This is a genomic window from Rhodovulum strictum (assembly GCF_009649175.1).
Lineage (GTDB): Bacteria > Pseudomonadota > Alphaproteobacteria > Rhodobacterales > Rhodobacteraceae > Rhodovulum > Rhodovulum strictum.
Map to the genome: position 1 here is coordinate 92,763 of NZ_WJPO01000006.1, position 14,616 is coordinate 107,378.

At 64.9% G+C, this 14,616-nt stretch carries 16 protein-coding genes and 1 tRNA gene; 8 read left to right on the top strand and 9 right to left on the bottom strand.

The features are described 5' to 3' along the window. Positions 1 to 5: 5 nt before the first annotated feature. From phaR to GH815_RS05975, 3 genes are all read right to left on the bottom strand, one after another. The gene (gene phaR / locus GH815_RS05965) at positions 6 to 560 is read right to left on the bottom strand and encodes a polyhydroxyalkanoate synthesis repressor PhaR (RefSeq protein ID WP_343030682.1); all 555 of its coding nucleotides are present in this window, start codon (positions 558 to 560) and stop codon (positions 6 to 8) included. 145 nt (positions 561 to 705) lie between these two features. Continuing rightward, positions 706 to 1,155, bottom strand: a complete 450-nt coding sequence (locus tag GH815_RS05970; RefSeq protein WP_153747845.1) for a phasin family protein — start codon at positions 1,153 to 1,155, stop codon at positions 706 to 708. A 127-nt stretch (positions 1,156 to 1,282) separates the two neighbouring features. Then, positions 1,283 to 3,082: a PHA/PHB synthase family protein gene (locus GH815_RS05975; protein ID WP_343030683.1), complete on the bottom strand. Its 1,800-nt coding sequence runs from the start codon at positions 3,080 to 3,082 to the stop codon at positions 1,283 to 1,285. A gap of 100 nt (positions 3,083 to 3,182) precedes the next feature. Between GH815_RS05975 and phaZ the strand changes: the two genes are divergently transcribed. Beyond that, a complete protein-coding gene (gene phaZ / locus GH815_RS05980) occupies positions 3,183 to 4,451 on the top strand; it encodes a polyhydroxyalkanoate depolymerase (RefSeq protein WP_153747846.1) in 1,269 nt (422 codons plus the stop codon). A gap of 75 nt (positions 4,452 to 4,526) precedes the next feature. Here phaZ and GH815_RS05985 read toward each other — a convergent pair whose 3' ends face one another. After that, positions 4,527 to 5,276 carry an alpha/beta hydrolase gene (locus tag GH815_RS05985; protein WP_153747847.1) on the bottom strand — a complete coding sequence of 250 codons (750 nt, stop codon included), beginning with the start codon at positions 5,274 to 5,276 and terminating at the stop codon, positions 4,527 to 4,529. A 97-nt stretch (positions 5,277 to 5,373) separates the two neighbouring features. On the opposite strand from GH815_RS05985, the gene GH815_RS05990 reads away from it, so the two are divergent. The 3 genes from GH815_RS05990 (at position 5,374) to GH815_RS06000 (ending at position 7,939) form a co-directional block, all read left to right on the top strand. Then, positions 5,374 to 6,492, top strand: coding sequence for a pyridoxal phosphate-dependent aminotransferase (locus GH815_RS05990; protein ID WP_153747848.1), 1,119 nt, complete (start codon positions 5,374 to 5,376; stop codon positions 6,490 to 6,492). A gap of 70 nt (positions 6,493 to 6,562) precedes the next feature. Further along, positions 6,563 to 6,955, top strand: a complete 393-nt coding sequence (locus GH815_RS05995) for a DUF6858 family protein (RefSeq protein ID WP_153747849.1) — start codon at positions 6,563 to 6,565, stop codon at positions 6,953 to 6,955. A gap of 150 nt (positions 6,956 to 7,105) precedes the next feature. Next, complete coding sequence (locus GH815_RS06000) at positions 7,106 to 7,939, top strand: TIGR00282 family metallophosphoesterase (RefSeq protein ID WP_153747912.1); 834 nt, start codon at positions 7,106 to 7,108, stop codon at positions 7,937 to 7,939. Between the two features lie 272 nt (positions 7,940 to 8,211). Here GH815_RS06000 and GH815_RS06005 read toward each other — a convergent pair. After that, positions 8,212 to 8,288 (bottom strand) — tRNA-Arg (locus GH815_RS06005). 163 nt (positions 8,289 to 8,451) lie between these two features. After that, positions 8,452 to 8,763 carry an ETC complex I subunit gene (locus GH815_RS06010; RefSeq protein ID WP_153747913.1) on the bottom strand — a complete coding sequence of 104 codons (312 nt, stop codon included), beginning with the start codon at positions 8,761 to 8,763 and terminating at the stop codon, positions 8,452 to 8,454. A gap of 156 nt (positions 8,764 to 8,919) precedes the next feature. Here GH815_RS06010 and uvrB point away from each other — a divergent pair, with 156 nt between their 5' ends. The 4 genes from uvrB to GH815_RS06030 all read left to right on the top strand — a co-directional run bounded on the left by uvrB (position 8,920) and on the right by GH815_RS06030 (position 13,358). Further along, a complete protein-coding gene (gene uvrB, locus GH815_RS06015; protein ID WP_153747850.1) occupies positions 8,920 to 11,103 on the top strand; it encodes an excinuclease ABC subunit UvrB in 2,184 nt (727 codons plus the stop codon). Positions 11,104 to 11,592: 489 nt separating this feature from the next. Beyond that, positions 11,593 to 12,096, top strand: a complete 504-nt coding sequence (locus tag GH815_RS06020; protein WP_153747851.1) for a hypothetical protein — start codon at positions 11,593 to 11,595, stop codon at positions 12,094 to 12,096. Between the two features lie 268 nt (positions 12,097 to 12,364). Then, positions 12,365 to 12,871: a hypothetical protein gene (locus GH815_RS06025; RefSeq protein ID WP_153747852.1), complete on the top strand. Its 507-nt coding sequence runs from the start codon at positions 12,365 to 12,367 to the stop codon at positions 12,869 to 12,871. 22 nt (positions 12,872 to 12,893) lie between these two features. Further along, positions 12,894 to 13,358, top strand: a complete 465-nt coding sequence (locus GH815_RS06030; RefSeq protein ID WP_153747853.1) for a YdcF family protein — start codon at positions 12,894 to 12,896, stop codon at positions 13,356 to 13,358. On the opposite strand, the gene GH815_RS06035 is transcribed toward GH815_RS06030, so the two are convergent. The 3 genes from GH815_RS06035 to GH815_RS06045 form a co-directional block, all read right to left on the bottom strand. Next, positions 13,336 to 13,728 carry a hypothetical protein gene (locus GH815_RS06035; protein WP_153747854.1) on the bottom strand — a complete coding sequence of 131 codons (393 nt, stop codon included), beginning with the start codon at positions 13,726 to 13,728 and terminating at the stop codon, positions 13,336 to 13,338. The two genes, GH815_RS06030 and GH815_RS06035, sit on opposite strands and share 23 nt — an antisense overlap. Positions 13,729 to 13,810: 82 nt before the next feature. Next, positions 13,811 to 14,131, bottom strand: coding sequence for an antibiotic biosynthesis monooxygenase family protein (locus GH815_RS06040; protein ID WP_153747855.1), 321 nt, complete (start codon positions 14,129 to 14,131; stop codon positions 13,811 to 13,813). 27 nt (positions 14,132 to 14,158) lie between these two features. Then, positions 14,159 to 14,566, bottom strand: a complete 408-nt coding sequence (locus GH815_RS06045) for a universal stress protein (RefSeq protein WP_153747856.1) — start codon at positions 14,564 to 14,566, stop codon at positions 14,159 to 14,161. Between the last annotated feature and the right edge of the window lie 50 nt (positions 14,567 to 14,616).

A 14,616-nucleotide genomic window follows, 5' to 3' on the forward strand; every position in this document is an offset into this window, starting at 1 on the left:
CCGGATCATCCGTTCAGCTTGGACAGCTTGCGCTGCAACTCGGCCAGTTCGCGGCGGATATCCTCCAGCTCGCTGCGGTCGGCGCCCGCTTCGTCCTCGTCGCGGCCCGGCGTCGAACCGACTGCCCAGCCCGCGGTCATCGCCTTGAGGAACGCTTCCTGCTGGGCCTTCAACGCCTCGAAGCCGGGCATGGCGGCCATCGGGTTCATCCGGCCCATGTTCTGCATCATCTTCGCCTGGCTCTCGCGCAGCATGTCGAAGCTTTGCGCCAGGAATTGCGGCACGATGCTGTGGGCCGAGGTCGTGTAGCTGCGCACCAGATCGGTCAGCACGTTGATCGGCAAGACGCTCTCGCCCTTGCTTTCATGCTCGGCGATGATCTGAAGCAGGTATTGCCGGGTCAGGTCGTCGCCGCTTTTCAGATCGACGATCTTCACCTCGCGGCCCTCGCGGATCACCTTGGCGATATCTTCCAGCGTGACGTAATCGCTCGTCTCGGTGTTGTAGAGACGGCGGCTGGCATAGCGCTTGATCAGCAACGGCTCTTTCGCGTCGGTCACGGGCGGCCCTCCCTCGATGGCAATGCCGCAAAGCGGCGCAGGCAAGCTTATGCGCTGCAATCGCAAAAAGAAAGGGCGGGCACGAGGCCCGCCCAGTATTGACCTATCGACAGGGAGGAGGAGTCGAGGCCAACTCGTAATTCGCTCAGGCGGCCGGGGTCGTGACCTTCTTGACGGTCTTGGTCGCGGTGGTGGTCGCCTTTTTCATTGCGGTGGTGGCGTCCTGGCTGAAATCCTTGCCAGCGGCCAGCATCAGCTCGACGGTTTCCATCTGGACCTTCTTGGCCACTTCGGCAAAGGCGGCCATGTTCTCGGCAGCCATCTCGGCCGTGGACGACGCGAAATCGGTCAGCGACTTGGTGTAGTCGGTGGGCTCGTCCTTGACGGTGGTCACCTCGCCCAGCTTGGCCAGCGTGTCCTTGGTCCATTTGGCGGAAATCTCGGTCGATTTCTCGGCCGCTTCCAGCGCGACGCGCGACATTTTCTCGGCCAGCGCGGCCTGGGTCTTGAACGCGTCCTGCATGGCGGTCGGGTCCATCGAGAACGCCGACATCATGTCCTGCATGATCTTGGTGAAGTCTTGCGTGTCAGCCATTGGGGGTCTCCTGTCGCGGGCGGGCCGCCCGTCTCTGCTGTGTTCCTGACAAACAAGATACGTGCTGCGGCGCAGCATTTCAAGTTTTTTCGCTGCACCGCAGCACAAAAGCAGCAAGGCGCTGGAATCAGGTGGTTTTACCGGCCAGAACATAGGTGCCGGGGGCATCGCAAAGCGCCCCGAGCGGGCCTTCGCCGGGGATTCGGGCGGCAACCCGCCTGCCCGAACGGCGGCTCAGCCAGTCCGACCAGCGCGGCCACCAGGACCCGTCGTGGAACTCTGCCCCCTCGCGCCAGGCATCGGCGGGCGTGTCCTTGATGTCGGCATCGCTGACGTAATGGCCGTATTTCCGCTTGGCGGGCGGGTTCACGATCCCCGCGATATGGCCCGATTCCGACAGGATGAAGGTCTTGTCCCGGCTGCCCATCCGCCGCACGCCCTGATAGGACGAGGACCAGGCCGCGATATGATCGGTCTCGCAGGCAATGGCACAGACCGGCACCTTGACATCGCCGATATGCACCGTCTCGCCGCAGATCTCGAACCCGGTGCTGGCGAACCGGTCCTGCTGGCAGAGCCCGCGCAGATATTCCACCACCATCCGCGCCGGAAGGTTGGTCGAATCGCCGTTCCAATAAAGCAGGTCAAAGGCGGGGGGGCGTTCGCCCATCATGTAGTTGCGGATCGCGGGCCGGTAGATCAGGTCGTTCGATCGCAGGAACGAGAAGGTCCGCGACATGAAGAAGCTGTCCAGATAGCCGTTCGCTGTCACCTCGCGCACGATCCCGTCCACGAAATCGTCGTCAAGGAACACCCCCACCTCGCCCTGATCCGAGAAATCGGTCAGCGTGGTGAAGAAGGTGGCCGAGCGCACGGACTTGTCCTTGCGCTTTTCCATCAGCGCCAGCGTCAAGGACAGCGTGGTGCCCGCGATGCAATAGCCGATGACATTGACCTTGTCCTCGCCGGTGATCGCCTTCACCTGCGCGATGGTGTCCAGATAGCCCTCCTCGACATAGGTATCCATGCCGACATCGGCATAGGACGCATCGGGGTTCACCCAGGACACAACGAACAGCGTATAGCCCTGATCGACGATCCACTTGATCAGCGAATTCTTCGGCGTCAGATCGAGGATGTAGAACTTGTTGATCCAGGGCGGAAAGATGATCAGCGGCGTCGCATGCACCGTTTCGGTTGACGGCGCGTACTGGATCAGTTCCAGCAGGCGATTGCGATAGATCACCTTGCCCGGCGTCGTCGCCAGGTTCTCGCCCACGGTGAATGCCTGGCGGTCGGCCAGCGTGACGAGGATCTCGCCCTCGTTGGCCTCGATGTCGCGCACCAGGTTTTCCAGCCCGTCCACCAGCGACTGCCCGTCGGTCGCGACCGCACGTTCCAGCGCCTCGGGGTTGGTGCCCAGGAAATTCGCGGGCGACATCAGGTCGACGATCTGCTGGGTGAAATATTCCAGCCGCTTGGCATCCTTGGGCGAAAGCCCCTCGACGCCGCGCACCGCATTCGCGATCGCCTCGGCGTTCATCAGGTATTGCTGCTTGACGAAGTTGAAATAGGGATGCGTCTGCCAGAGCGGGTTGGAAAAGCGCGGATCGGACGGCGTGCGATCCTCGGGCGCCTGAAGCCGTCCGCGGGCCAGCGCCTCCTGCGCCTCGACGAAATGTTTCAGCGACTTGCCCCAATAGGCGACCTGATGCTCGATCAGTTTCGAGGGGTTGCGCATCATCTCGACCATATAGGCCGCGGCCGCCTTCATGTAGAGGTCATGCCCCGGCCCCTGAAGGTTCGGATCTATCCTGCGCTTGCGCGACACCGCCGCCATCAGACGCTCGGTCAGCCCCTCCAGCTTGGCGAGGTTCTCGTTCAACCGTTCGAGATTCGTGCCCGGCGCATCTTCTTCAGTTGTCACGACGAAATTTCCCCCTTATTTTTCGCGTTCGCAGCATTGCCGCCTCCCCGGCTTCCGCTGCCCCTGCATCTCCGATATCCTATCGGAAAAGGAGTGGCGAATGAAATACATGGCGACCTACGACCTGATGGAGACGGCGCGTACCACCAGCCAGTGGCTGGGGGCAACGGCGCAGGCCATCGGCTCTTATCCTGCCGTCAGCATGGTGCCCAACCCGTTCTTCAGGATGGTCGCTGCCTGGGGCGAGGTGACGGAACGCACCTTCGCCCGCATGATCGCCAAGCCCGACTGGAACATCAACACGGTGGTCGCCGGCGACGGTCGCGACCATATCGTGTCGGTCGAGAAGGTGGTTCAGCGCCCCTTTGGCGACCTGATCCAGTTCCAGGTCCATGGCCGCCCGCCGAAACCGCGCCGCGTGCTGCTGGTCGCGCCGATGTCGGGCCATTATGCCACGCTGCTGCGTTCGACCGTGGCCAGCCTTCTGCCCGATTGCGAGGTTTTCGTCACCGACTGGCACAATGCCCGTGACATCCCCGTTTCGGCGGGCAAGTTCGATGTCGAGGATTACACCCTCTACCTTGTCGATTTCATGCGCTTTCTCGGGCCGGATACCCATGTGATCGCGGTCTGCCAGCCCGCTCCGCTGACGCTGGCGGCAACCGCCTATCTGGCCGCCGAAGACCCCGATGCCCAGCCCCGCTCGCTGACGCTGATCGGCGGGCCGATCGACCCGGACGCGGCCAAGACCGATGTCACCGATTTCGGCCGCCGGGTGACGATGGGGCAGCTCGAACAGATCGCGATCCAGCGCGTCGGGTTCAAATATGCGGGCGTCGGGCGGCTGGTCTATCCGGGGCTGCTGCAACTTGCCTCGTTCATGTCGATGAATGGCGACCGCCATTCCCGCGCCTTTTCCGAACAGGTGCTGCGCGTGACCAAGGGCGAGGCGTCCGACCACGACAAGCACAACCGCTTCTATGACGAGTATCTGGCGGTGATGGACATGACCGCCGAATTCTACCTGTCGACGGTCGAGCGCGTCTTCAAGCGCCGCGAGATCGCGCGCAACGTCTTCAAGGTGGCGGGCCGGCAGGTCGATATCGCCTCGATCACCGATGTCGCGGTCAAGACCGTCGAGGGCGCGAATGACGACATCTCGGCACCGGGCCAGTGCATCGCGGCGCTCGACCTGCTGACCGGGCTGCCCGATTCGAAAAAGGCAAGCCATCTGGAACCCGGTGCGGGCCATTACGGCATCTTCGCGGGCAAGAGCTGGCGCAACAATATCCGCCCGCTGGTGCTGGACTTCATCGACGCGAATTCCGGCGCACCGCAACCGGGCCGCGTGCATCTGCGCACCGTCTGAGGCCGCGCCCGCCGGGCGCGGGCGCCTTCGGCGCGTGGGTATTTGGACCAAGAAGAAGACAGAGGGCGCGGCGGATCAGACCGCCGTCACCGCTGCAATCGCGGCTTCGATCAGGGCCAGGTTGTCCGGTTCCGAGAACCGGTGATCCGCCCCCTTGACCAGAATCAGCTGCGCATCGGCGCAGTCCATGTGATCGAGCAGACGCAGCGCGACCGGCACCGGCACATCCTCGTCCGCCGTCCCCTGCAACAGCCGGACCGGGAAGGGCAGATGCAGCGGCGTGCGCAGCACCAGATTGTCGCGCCCGTTCTCGATCAGGCGGCGGGTGATCGTGTAGGGGCTGTCGGCATAGGCGGAGGGGATCTCGATCCGGCCCTCGGCCATGATCCGGGCGCGCTGGGTGTCGGTGAACCCCGCCCACAGGCTGTCTTCGGTGAAATCCGGCGCGGCGGCGATGCCCACAAGCCCCGCCACCTGTTCGGGCATGGCGCGCGCCAGCAACAGCGCGATCCAGCCGCCCATGGACGAGCCGACCAGCACCTGCGGCCCCGTGCTCAGCGCGGCGATGGCAGCCGCCGCATCCGCCGCCCAGTCGCCGATGCAGCCATCGGCAAAGGCGCCCGAGCTTTGCCCATGACCGGAATAGTCGAAACGCAGGAAGGCGCGGCCCTGCGCCTGTGCCCAGGCTTCCAGATGCGTGGCCTTGGTGCCGGTCATGTCGGACATGAAACCGCCAAGGAAGACGACCCCCGGCCCCGCGCCCGGCATGCGGTGATGGGCAAGGCGGCGGCCTTGGGGCGTGATCAGGACATCGGGTGCGGGCATCGGGCTCTCTCCTGGTGCGGGGCGAGCCTAGGCAGGCGGGCGGTTGCCCGCAACCCCGCCCCTTGCCCGGCCTTGGCTTTTCCGCTTTGCTCGCCCCATGACCGGACCCCGTTTCACCGATCTCGTGGCCTGCCTGCCCGCCACCGTGCCCTTTGTCGGGCCCGAGACGCAGGAGCGTGCCCGTGGCCGCCCCTTCCGCGCGCGGCTGGGCGCGAATGAAAGCCTGTTCGGCCCCTCGCCCCGCGCCGTCGCCGCGATGCAGGAGGCGGCGCGCGAAGCGTGGAAATACGGTGATTCCACCAATCACGATCTGCGAGAGGCGCTGGCCGCCGATCTGGGCGTGGCGCCTGAAAACGTGATGATCGGCGAGGGGATCGACGGTCTGCTGGGCTATCTGGTGCGGATGCTGGTCGAGCCCGGCGATCCGGTCGTGACCTCGGCAGGGGCCTATCCGACCTTCAACTACCATGTCGCAGGCTTCGGCGGCGCGTTGCAGATGGTGCCCTTTGCCGACGATCACGAAGACCCGGACGCGCTGATCGACCGGGCGCGGGCGGTGGGGGCGAAGCTTGTCTATCTTTCGAACCCGAACAACCCGATGGGCAGCTGGCACCCGGCCGCGCGCGTGCAGGCGATGATCGAGGCGGTGCCCGAGGGCACGCTGATGGTGCTGGACGAGGCCTATATCGAATTCGCCCCCGAGGGCACCGCGCCCCCCATCGACCCCCACGACCCGCGCGTGATCCGGTTCCGCACATTCTCCAAGGCGCATGGGCTGGCAGGTGCCCGGGTGGGCTATGCCATAGGCGCCGCGCCCCTGATCGCCGCCTTCGACAAGGTGCGCAATCATTTCGGGATGTGCCGGATCAGCCAGGCGGGCGCGCTGGCCTCGTTGGGCGACCGGGCCTGGCTGGCCCAGGTGTGCGCGCAGGTGGCCGCCGCGCACGACCGGATCGAGGCCATCGCGCGCGACAACGGGCTGGTGGCGCTGCCCTCTGCCACCAATTTCGTCACCGTCGATTGCGGCGGGGATGGCGCCCTGGCGCGCGCGGTGCTGGCCGGTCTGGCCGAACGGGATGTCTTCGTGCGGATGCCGGGGGTGGCGCCCATGAATCGCTGCATCCGGATTTCCGCGGGCCCCGAGGATCAACTGGATGTGCTGGCCGCGGCGCTGCCCGAGGCACTGGCCGCTGCACGGGATGCAGCCGCCCGGTGATCTGGTCACTGACCGCGCAGGGCGGATCCGTCAGGATGGCACGAGATCAACCCTCAGCCCCGGAGCGGCGATGAAACAGACCCTTCTGATGGAGAGATACCCCGTCTTCGGCATGGACCTGCCCAAGTCCGAGACCTCTTGCGAGAGCGTCGATGACATCATGGCGGCCCTCAAGGCACGGATCGACGCCCATCCCAAGGTGGCCTTCATCGCCATCTTCGACCATTTCGCGCATACCACCGCCATCGGCGGCACCATCGGCGAAGGGATCCGCGACGCGCGCAACATCGTCTTCTGTTTCGGTATCGCGCTGCCGAACGCCCATGTGCTGGCGGTACGGCCGCGGTCGATCGGCGTGGCCGATCTGGGCGATCGCTTCCACATCGCCTTCATGGAACCGCCTATGGAAATCGCGACGCGCGAAATGGAAGCTTGGTGCAAGGCACTGGCCGACCGGGCCTGAGCAAAGATCGCACGGCGCGCAGGGGGGCGCTGCCCCCCGTCCTTGCGGACTCCCCCCGGGATATTTGCAGCCAGAAGAAGGACAGGGGCGCGCGGGCGGGGTGTCGGAACGGCTTGCCCTTTGGCGTGGCGCGGCCTAGGGCTGTTGACCATGAAAATTCTGTTCCTTGGGGATGTCATGGGCCGGGCCGGGCGCGATGCGGTGATCGCGCGGCTGCCCGTGTTGCGCGCCGACTGGGCGCTTGATTTCGTCGTGGTCAATGGCGAGAACGCGACCTCGGGCGCGGGGATCAGCCCGGCGCATGCGCGCGAGTTGCTGGAGGCCGGGGCCGATTGTCTGACGCTGGGCGATCATGCCTTCGACCAGAAGGACATGATGACTTTCGTCGAGCAGGAGCCGCGCATCCTGCGGCCGCTGAACTATGCCAAGGGGGCGCCCGGCAAGGGCGCGCGGCTGTTCGAGGCACGCGGCGGGCGCAAGGTTCTGGTCGCGCAGGCGCTGGGGCAGGTTTTCATGAAGCGGCCCTTCGACGATCCGTTCTCGGCCATCGAGCCGGTCCTGAAGGCGCATCCGCTGGGGGGGCTGGCGCAGGCAGTGCTGGTCGACATGCATTGCGAGGCCACCTCGGAAAAGATGGCGATGGGCCATTTTTGCGATGGCAGGGCAAGCCTGGTGGTGGGCACCCATACCCATGTGCCCACCGCGGATGCGCAGGTTCTGCCCGGCGGCACCGGCTATCTGTCCGATGCGGGCATGTGCGGCGACTATGATTCGGTCATCGGCATGGAAAAGGACGAGCCGATGCGCCGTTTCATCACCGGGATGGCCAAGGGGCGGTTCAACCCGGCCGCGGGCGAGGCGACGGTTTCGGGCGTCTATGTCGAGACCGACGACCGCACAGGAAAGGCCACGCGCATCGAGATGGTGCGTCAGGGCGGGCGGCTTGCTCAGGCAGGCCCCCAAGGCGGAACGCGACCAGAGTGACTCTCCGGGCTTCACACTGTGGCCCCGATATCCGGTTCATGCTGACAAAGTTCGGCATGGCTGGCCAGTGAAACCGCATGAGATTTGTTGCCGTGCTGGATGACGGCATGTCGGTGATCGCACCGGTGAAAGCTGCCGCTATTCCATGCCGTTCGGGCTGATCCGCCAGGGGATGGATCCCGCATCTGCGGCGGAACCTTCGAGATCATATAAGGGCCAACAGGCTGCCAGCCATGCCCGCAATCCCGAACGGCACGACACGGGACAAGGAATGGCGACCCCGGGACGACTCGAACGCCCAACATCCTGATTAGAAGTCAGGTGCTCTATCCAGTTGAGCTACGGGGCCCTGTTCATTGTGATACCGGTTCGGACCGCGGTTCGCAAGCGCGTTCCGATTCCGCATCCCATTGCTTTCACTAAACTTTATCGCCAACACGCATCCCACGCCCCCACTATCCTTGGCCGGGTCGGGGAGCGTTCGGCGCCAAGGGCACGGATTGACACGACCCTCAGTGGGTCCACGCCCCACGGCGGTTGACGGCGAAGTTCTCGGCATAGCCCATCGGCCGAACGACCGGCTTGCGGCTTTTCGGGCGGATCACGACCGCGTCGATGCCGTGGCGGCGCGCGTAATCCTCGGCGGCCTCGCGGCTGTCAAAGCGCAGCCGGACCTGTGCCTGGGTGTCGGCGGAACTGGTCCAGCCCATCAGGGGGTCGATCGCGCGCGGGCTGGCGGGAGCGAAATCCAGAACCCAGTGATGGGTCTTGGCCTGGCCGGATTGCATGGCGGTTTTCGCAGGCTGGTAGATGCGGGCGCGCATGGGCATTCTGTCCTCCGCTATTGTCCTTCCCGCCTTTATGGGGGCTTGAGCCCGGGGCTTCAAGCCCCGGCATACCGCAGGATACAGAGATGCATCCCTCTTGAACGCCGCGCCCCGCGGGTCAAGTCTGCACCACGCTTCCGAGGAATCGCCGCCATGTCGCAAACGACCGAAACGATCGCCCCCGACGCCTTTTCCGGTCTTGCCCGCCCGCGCGAAAAGCTGGAAGGCGGTCGGCGCTTCGTGATGCGCACCGAATTCCAGCCCGCAGGCGACCAGCCCGCCGCCATCGCCGCGCTGGCCGGGGGTGTGACGGCCGGCGACCGCGATCAGGTGCTGCTGGGCGCGACCGGCACGGGCAAGACCTTCACCATGGCCAAGGTGATCGAGGAAACCCAGCGCCCGGCGATCATCCTTGCCCCCAACAAGACGCTGGCCGCGCAATTGTATGGCGAGTTCAAGGGCTTTTTCCCCGAGAACGCGGTCGAGTATTTCGTCAGCTATTACGACTATTACCAGCCCGAAGCCTACGTGCCGCGTTCGGACACCTACATAGAAAAGGAATCCCAGATCAACGAACAGATCGACCGGATGCGCCATTCCGCGACGCGCGCGCTTCTGGAACGGGATGACGTGATCATCGTGGCCTCGGTCTCGTGCATCTACGGTATCGGCAGCGTCGAGACCTATGGCGCGATGACCCAGGATCTGAAGGTCGGGGAAAGCTATGACCAGCGCAAGGTGATCGGCGATCTGGTCGCCCAGCAATACCGACGCAACGATCAGGGGTTTCAGCGCGGCAGTTTCCGGGTGCGCGGTGACGTTCTGGAACTGTGGCCCGCCCACCTCGAGGATCGCGCCTGGCGGATGTCGTTCTTCGGCGAGGAACTGGAAAGCATCACAGAATTCGACCCGCTGACGGGACAGAAGACCGACAGTTTCGAGCGCATCCGGATCTACGCCAATTCCCACTACGTCACGCCCCGGCCGACGATGCAGCAGGCGATCCACGCGATCCGCAAGGAGTTGCGCCAGCGGCTGGACCAGTTCGTGCAGGAGGGCAAGTTGCTGGAAGCGCAAAGGCTGGAACAGCGAACGAATTTCGATCTGGAAATGCTGGAAGCCACCGGGGTCTGCAACGGCATCGAGAATTATTCGCGCTATCTGACGGGCCGCGCACCGGGCGAGCCGCCCCCCACGCTGTTCGAGTTCATCCCAGACAATGCCATTGTTTTCGCGGATGAATCCCATGTCACCGTGCCCCAGATCGGCGGCATGTATCGCGGCGACTTCCGGCGCAAGTTCACGCTGGCCGAGCACGGGTTCCGGCTGCCCTCCTGCACCGACAACCGCCCGCTGAAGTTCGAGGAATGGGACGCGATGCGGCCGCAATCGGTCTTTGTCTCGGCGACCCCGGCCGGCTGGGAACTGGAACAGACCGGCGGCGTCTTTGTCGAGCAGGTGATCCGGCCCACCGGGCTGCTGGATCCGCAGGTGGAAATCCGGCCGGTCGAGATGCAGGTGGATGATCTGCTGGACGAGGTGCGCAAGGTCGCGGCGCGCGGCTTCCGCACGCTTTGCACCACGCTGACAAAACGCATGGCCGAGGATCTGACCGAGTACCTGCATGAACAGGGCATTCGCGTGCGCTATATGCATTCGGATATCGACACCATCGAGCGGATCGAGATCCTGCGCGATTTGCGGCTTGGGGCATTCGATGTTCTGGTCGGGATCAACCTGCTGCGCGAGGGGCTGGATATTCCCGAATGCGGACTCGTTGCCATTCTGGATGCCGACAAGGAGGGGTTCCTGCGCTCCGAAACCTCGCTGATCCAGACCATCGGTCGTGCGGCGCGCAATGCCGAGGGACGGGTCATCATGTATGCCGACCGGATCACCGGCAGCATGGAACGCGCGTTGCGCGAGACGGAGCGGCGGCGGGAAAAGCAGATTGCCTATAACATTGCGCACGGAATCACGCCCGAGACGGTGAAGAAGAATGTCGATGATATTCTTGCCGGGCTTTATCAGGGCGATACCGACATGGCGCGCGTCACCGCAAGGGTGGACAAGCCGATGCACGGCGCCAATCTCGAAGCGCATCTGGACGGGTTGCGGGCGGCGATGCGCAAGGCCGCCGAGAACCTGGAATTCGAGGAAGCGGCGCGCTTGCGCGACGAGATCAAGCGGCTGGAAGCGGTCGATCTGGTGCTGTCCGACGACCCGCTGGCCCGGCAATCGGCCGTAGACGAGGCGGTAGAGGCCGCCGTGGGGACCAAGGGGCGGTCGACGGCGGGGCGGGCGGGACAACGCGGCGGGAAACGGGGACGCCGTTAGGCACGGCAGGGTCGGCCGCGCGGCGCGAATCGTGCCTGACAGCCATGTTGCCCAAGGCCGAGGCGACCGGGGTTGCCCCTAGAATGCCTTGGTCGCCATCGGGCCCGAAAGGGGGGACAACGCGGCCCCAAGGGACGGACGAGGGGAACAGGGTCCAGCCTCGCCACGACGCTGTGTCTTTTCTGCGACAGCCAGACCCAAGGCGCCCACCTCGGGTCGGTGGGCAGCCCTGCAATCGGGCCTTGATTCCTAGACATTATTTCTGGAATTCATAAAGCTTAACAACCCTGAATACCGAAAAAGACAGGTTGAGTCGCCCCTGACGCGACCATATAGGCGAAAAACGGCTTATTCAGAGGGCGGACAATGCCGCCCCGCCTTAGCAAGTAACAGAACGAGGGGTTGGGCATGTCTGCGCAGAACGCGAGCCCGGTCGGCCAAGATACGTTTTCACCAAACCATCCCGTGTCCGGTGGCAGGGGACGGGGCTTGCAATCCCTGATCCTGGACTACGGGTATTTCGAGCAGCTTTGCGCCGAAGCTCTTGAAGAACAATCGGAAATGGGCCGCCGGATCTCGCGCCGGACTGCCACCGCCCGCCCGACCGAAGGGACCACCACCAGCCTTTTTCCCGGCGCGGCCGAGGCCGCCCCGGCGGGGACCGGACCGCTTTCGCCGGACCGCGTCGCCCGACGCAGCATGCTGGCCCGCAACACCTTTGGCAGCGCCCTGCCCCTGCACGGCAAAAGCGTGGTGATGAACGGATCGGATCGCGATATTCGCGAACTGGATGCCATCGAGAGCCGGATCATGCTGCTGAAATACCAGATGCAGGAACTGGAAAATGCAATCCTTGAAACGCGGCCGACGAATGCACGGGATGCGTCGACAAAACTGAAATTCATGGTCGCGCTGCTGATGAGCGCAACGCATTTCGAGAAGGACTATTTCGCCTATCTCGTCGAGGAATGCGCCGAAGTGGTGGCGGCCTGACAAGAGGCGCAGGGTGGATGCCAACCCACCGATCCGACCGCCATTGCCCGCACCGGAGGGTTTCACCCACCCTACGCCAGCCCGCAGACGATTGGCCACGGGCATGCATCCGTTTGCGGGATTGACGACGGTCAATGTGGCCCGGCAGGGTTGCTTCAGTATGACATCGGGGAGTGGGGCGCCTTGGGCGCGGGATGGCTGGATGGCGGTCCGCGGTCGTGTGGGCTTTCGCCCCGCCCCGCAGCGGCCATATCCGGGGAGAGAAAAGATGCCGTCTGTCCGCCTGTCTTCCGCGCTTGTCGCGCTCTGTCTTGTCGCCCCGCCCGCCGCGGCGCAGTTCACCGAAGAGGTGCTGCTGCGTCAGGGGGCTTGGCACGTTTCCTATGTGCGCAATGACTTCACCGGCGCGGACTGGTGCGAGGCGGCAACCGTCAACCGAGAGGGCACCTCGTTCGACATCACGCTGTTCTCGGACGGGGCGGCGGCGATGTATATCATGGATGATGGCTGGGATTTCGGCGGACATGCCTATTTCCCCATCGTGATCGACATCGACCGCTCGCGCTGGACGATCGAGGCGACGGCGGGCGGAACCGCGATCTCGTTCTTCTTCAGCGAGGATCTTGCGACGCGGCGCTTCCTGCGGGAATTGCAGGCGGGCAATGCGGTGGCGGTCTATGAACAGGGCATGTCGCGACCCTTTGCCCGGTTCTCGCTCAGCGGTTCGCGCGTGGCCATCAACGCGGTGTTCCAGTGCTGGGGCATGATCCAGTAGGGACGGCGCGGGCGCCTGGCGCATGGGACATGCGATCCTGATCCTGGGCGCGGCGATGCGGCCCGACGGCACGCCCGGCGCGGCGCTGGTACGGCGTGCCCGTCATGGGGCGGCGCTGTGGCGGGCGGCACCGGGGGCGATGGTGCTGGCCAGCGGCGCGCAGGGCGAGGCGCAGGCGATCGCCGCGATCTGCCGCGCCGAAGGGGTGCCCGAAGACCGGATCGTGCTGGAACAGTCCGCCCGCAACACCGCCGAGAACATTGCCTTTTCGGCCGAGATTCTGGCCGGGTTGGGCATCGTCCGGGTGACGCTGGTCAGCGATTACTACCATCTGCCGCGGGCGCGTCTTCTGGCGGCGCGGGCCGGGTTGCGCGTGGTCCCGGCGGCGCCGCGCCACGGCATCGGACGGCCGCATCGCCATGCCTGGCTGGTACTGCGCGAAGCGGCGGCGCTGGTCGCGGCGCTCAGCGCCAGACGTCGACGGTGACGTAGTCGCCGCGTCCGCCCTGCCCCCAGATCCGCACCACGACCATCGCACCGCCTGCAAGGATGGCACGCGCGGCAGCCGGGTCGATCCGGCCACCTATCAGCATCCGTTCCATTGCCGCACGATTGTTCGCGTCTGCGAAGAACGGATCGCCCTCGTCGCCCGGATCGCGCCGCCCGAAGCGGTGGAAATTGGCGCGGTCCTGGCGCAGGATCTGCCAAGGCTCGGTCAACCGCTCGCCGCGCGAATTGTACAGATCCTGCGGGCCGATGACGGCGACATATTCACCGACAAGCTGCTGCGCGGCGGCGGCAACGGGGGCAAGCGCCACCGCCAGGGCAAGGGCTGCGGAACGGGCAAGCGACGGCATCGGCGGAACCTCCGGGTCTGGCATGGCCTGCGGATTGTCTGTTCGGGCGCGGGCCGGCGCATTGACGCCGGTCACGCCGCCGTCAGTTGAAGCTGTCGAACACCTCATACATCACCGGCTCGAAATTCTTGCACAGTTCGGCAAAGCGGCGATTGCGCGCGCGCATCTCGTCCGAGCGCAGCATCGCCTGGAAATCGTCGCGCCGCTGCCATTGCGAATAATTGGCGATCCGGGTCTGCGCATCGTTCACATGCAGCCCTGCGCCGATGAAGCCCGGCTGTTTCGAGATGAAGTTCCGATAGGCGTCCTGCAACTCGTCCAGCAGATCCTGGCAGGTGCCGGGGGTCACCTCGAAGGTGGTGATGACGGTCTGCAACTCGGCATCGCGCGAAATGGTGGGCATGGAAACCTCTCCTTGGGCCTCTTGGAACTAGCGCAGCACATGCACCGAGCAGGGCGCGTGGCGCACCACCCGGGCGGCAGTCGAGCCGAGGAAGTAATCCTTCAGCCCCGGACGGTGCGACTGCATCACGATGCAGTCGATGTCATGATGCTCGGCATAATCGACGATGGTGATGCCGGCATGGCCCGTGACCACGCGGGTCTCGACATCGGGGGCGTCCTGAAGATCGCCGGCCAGATCGGCGCGGATCGCCTCGCGGGTCTGGGCCTCCTGATCCTCGGCAAGATATTGCGCCACATAGGGCGGGATCGCCTCGGCCACGGTCAGGACGGTGATCCGGCCATCGGCCGCGCGCAACCTGCGCGCCAGTGCGATCACCTCGTCGAGATTCGGGCCGTGATCGACGGCTACGGGAACGAGTATGTTGTTGTACATTGGGTCTGCCCTCTCTCTGCCCATCTAGAATGGCAAAGGCGGGAAGATGC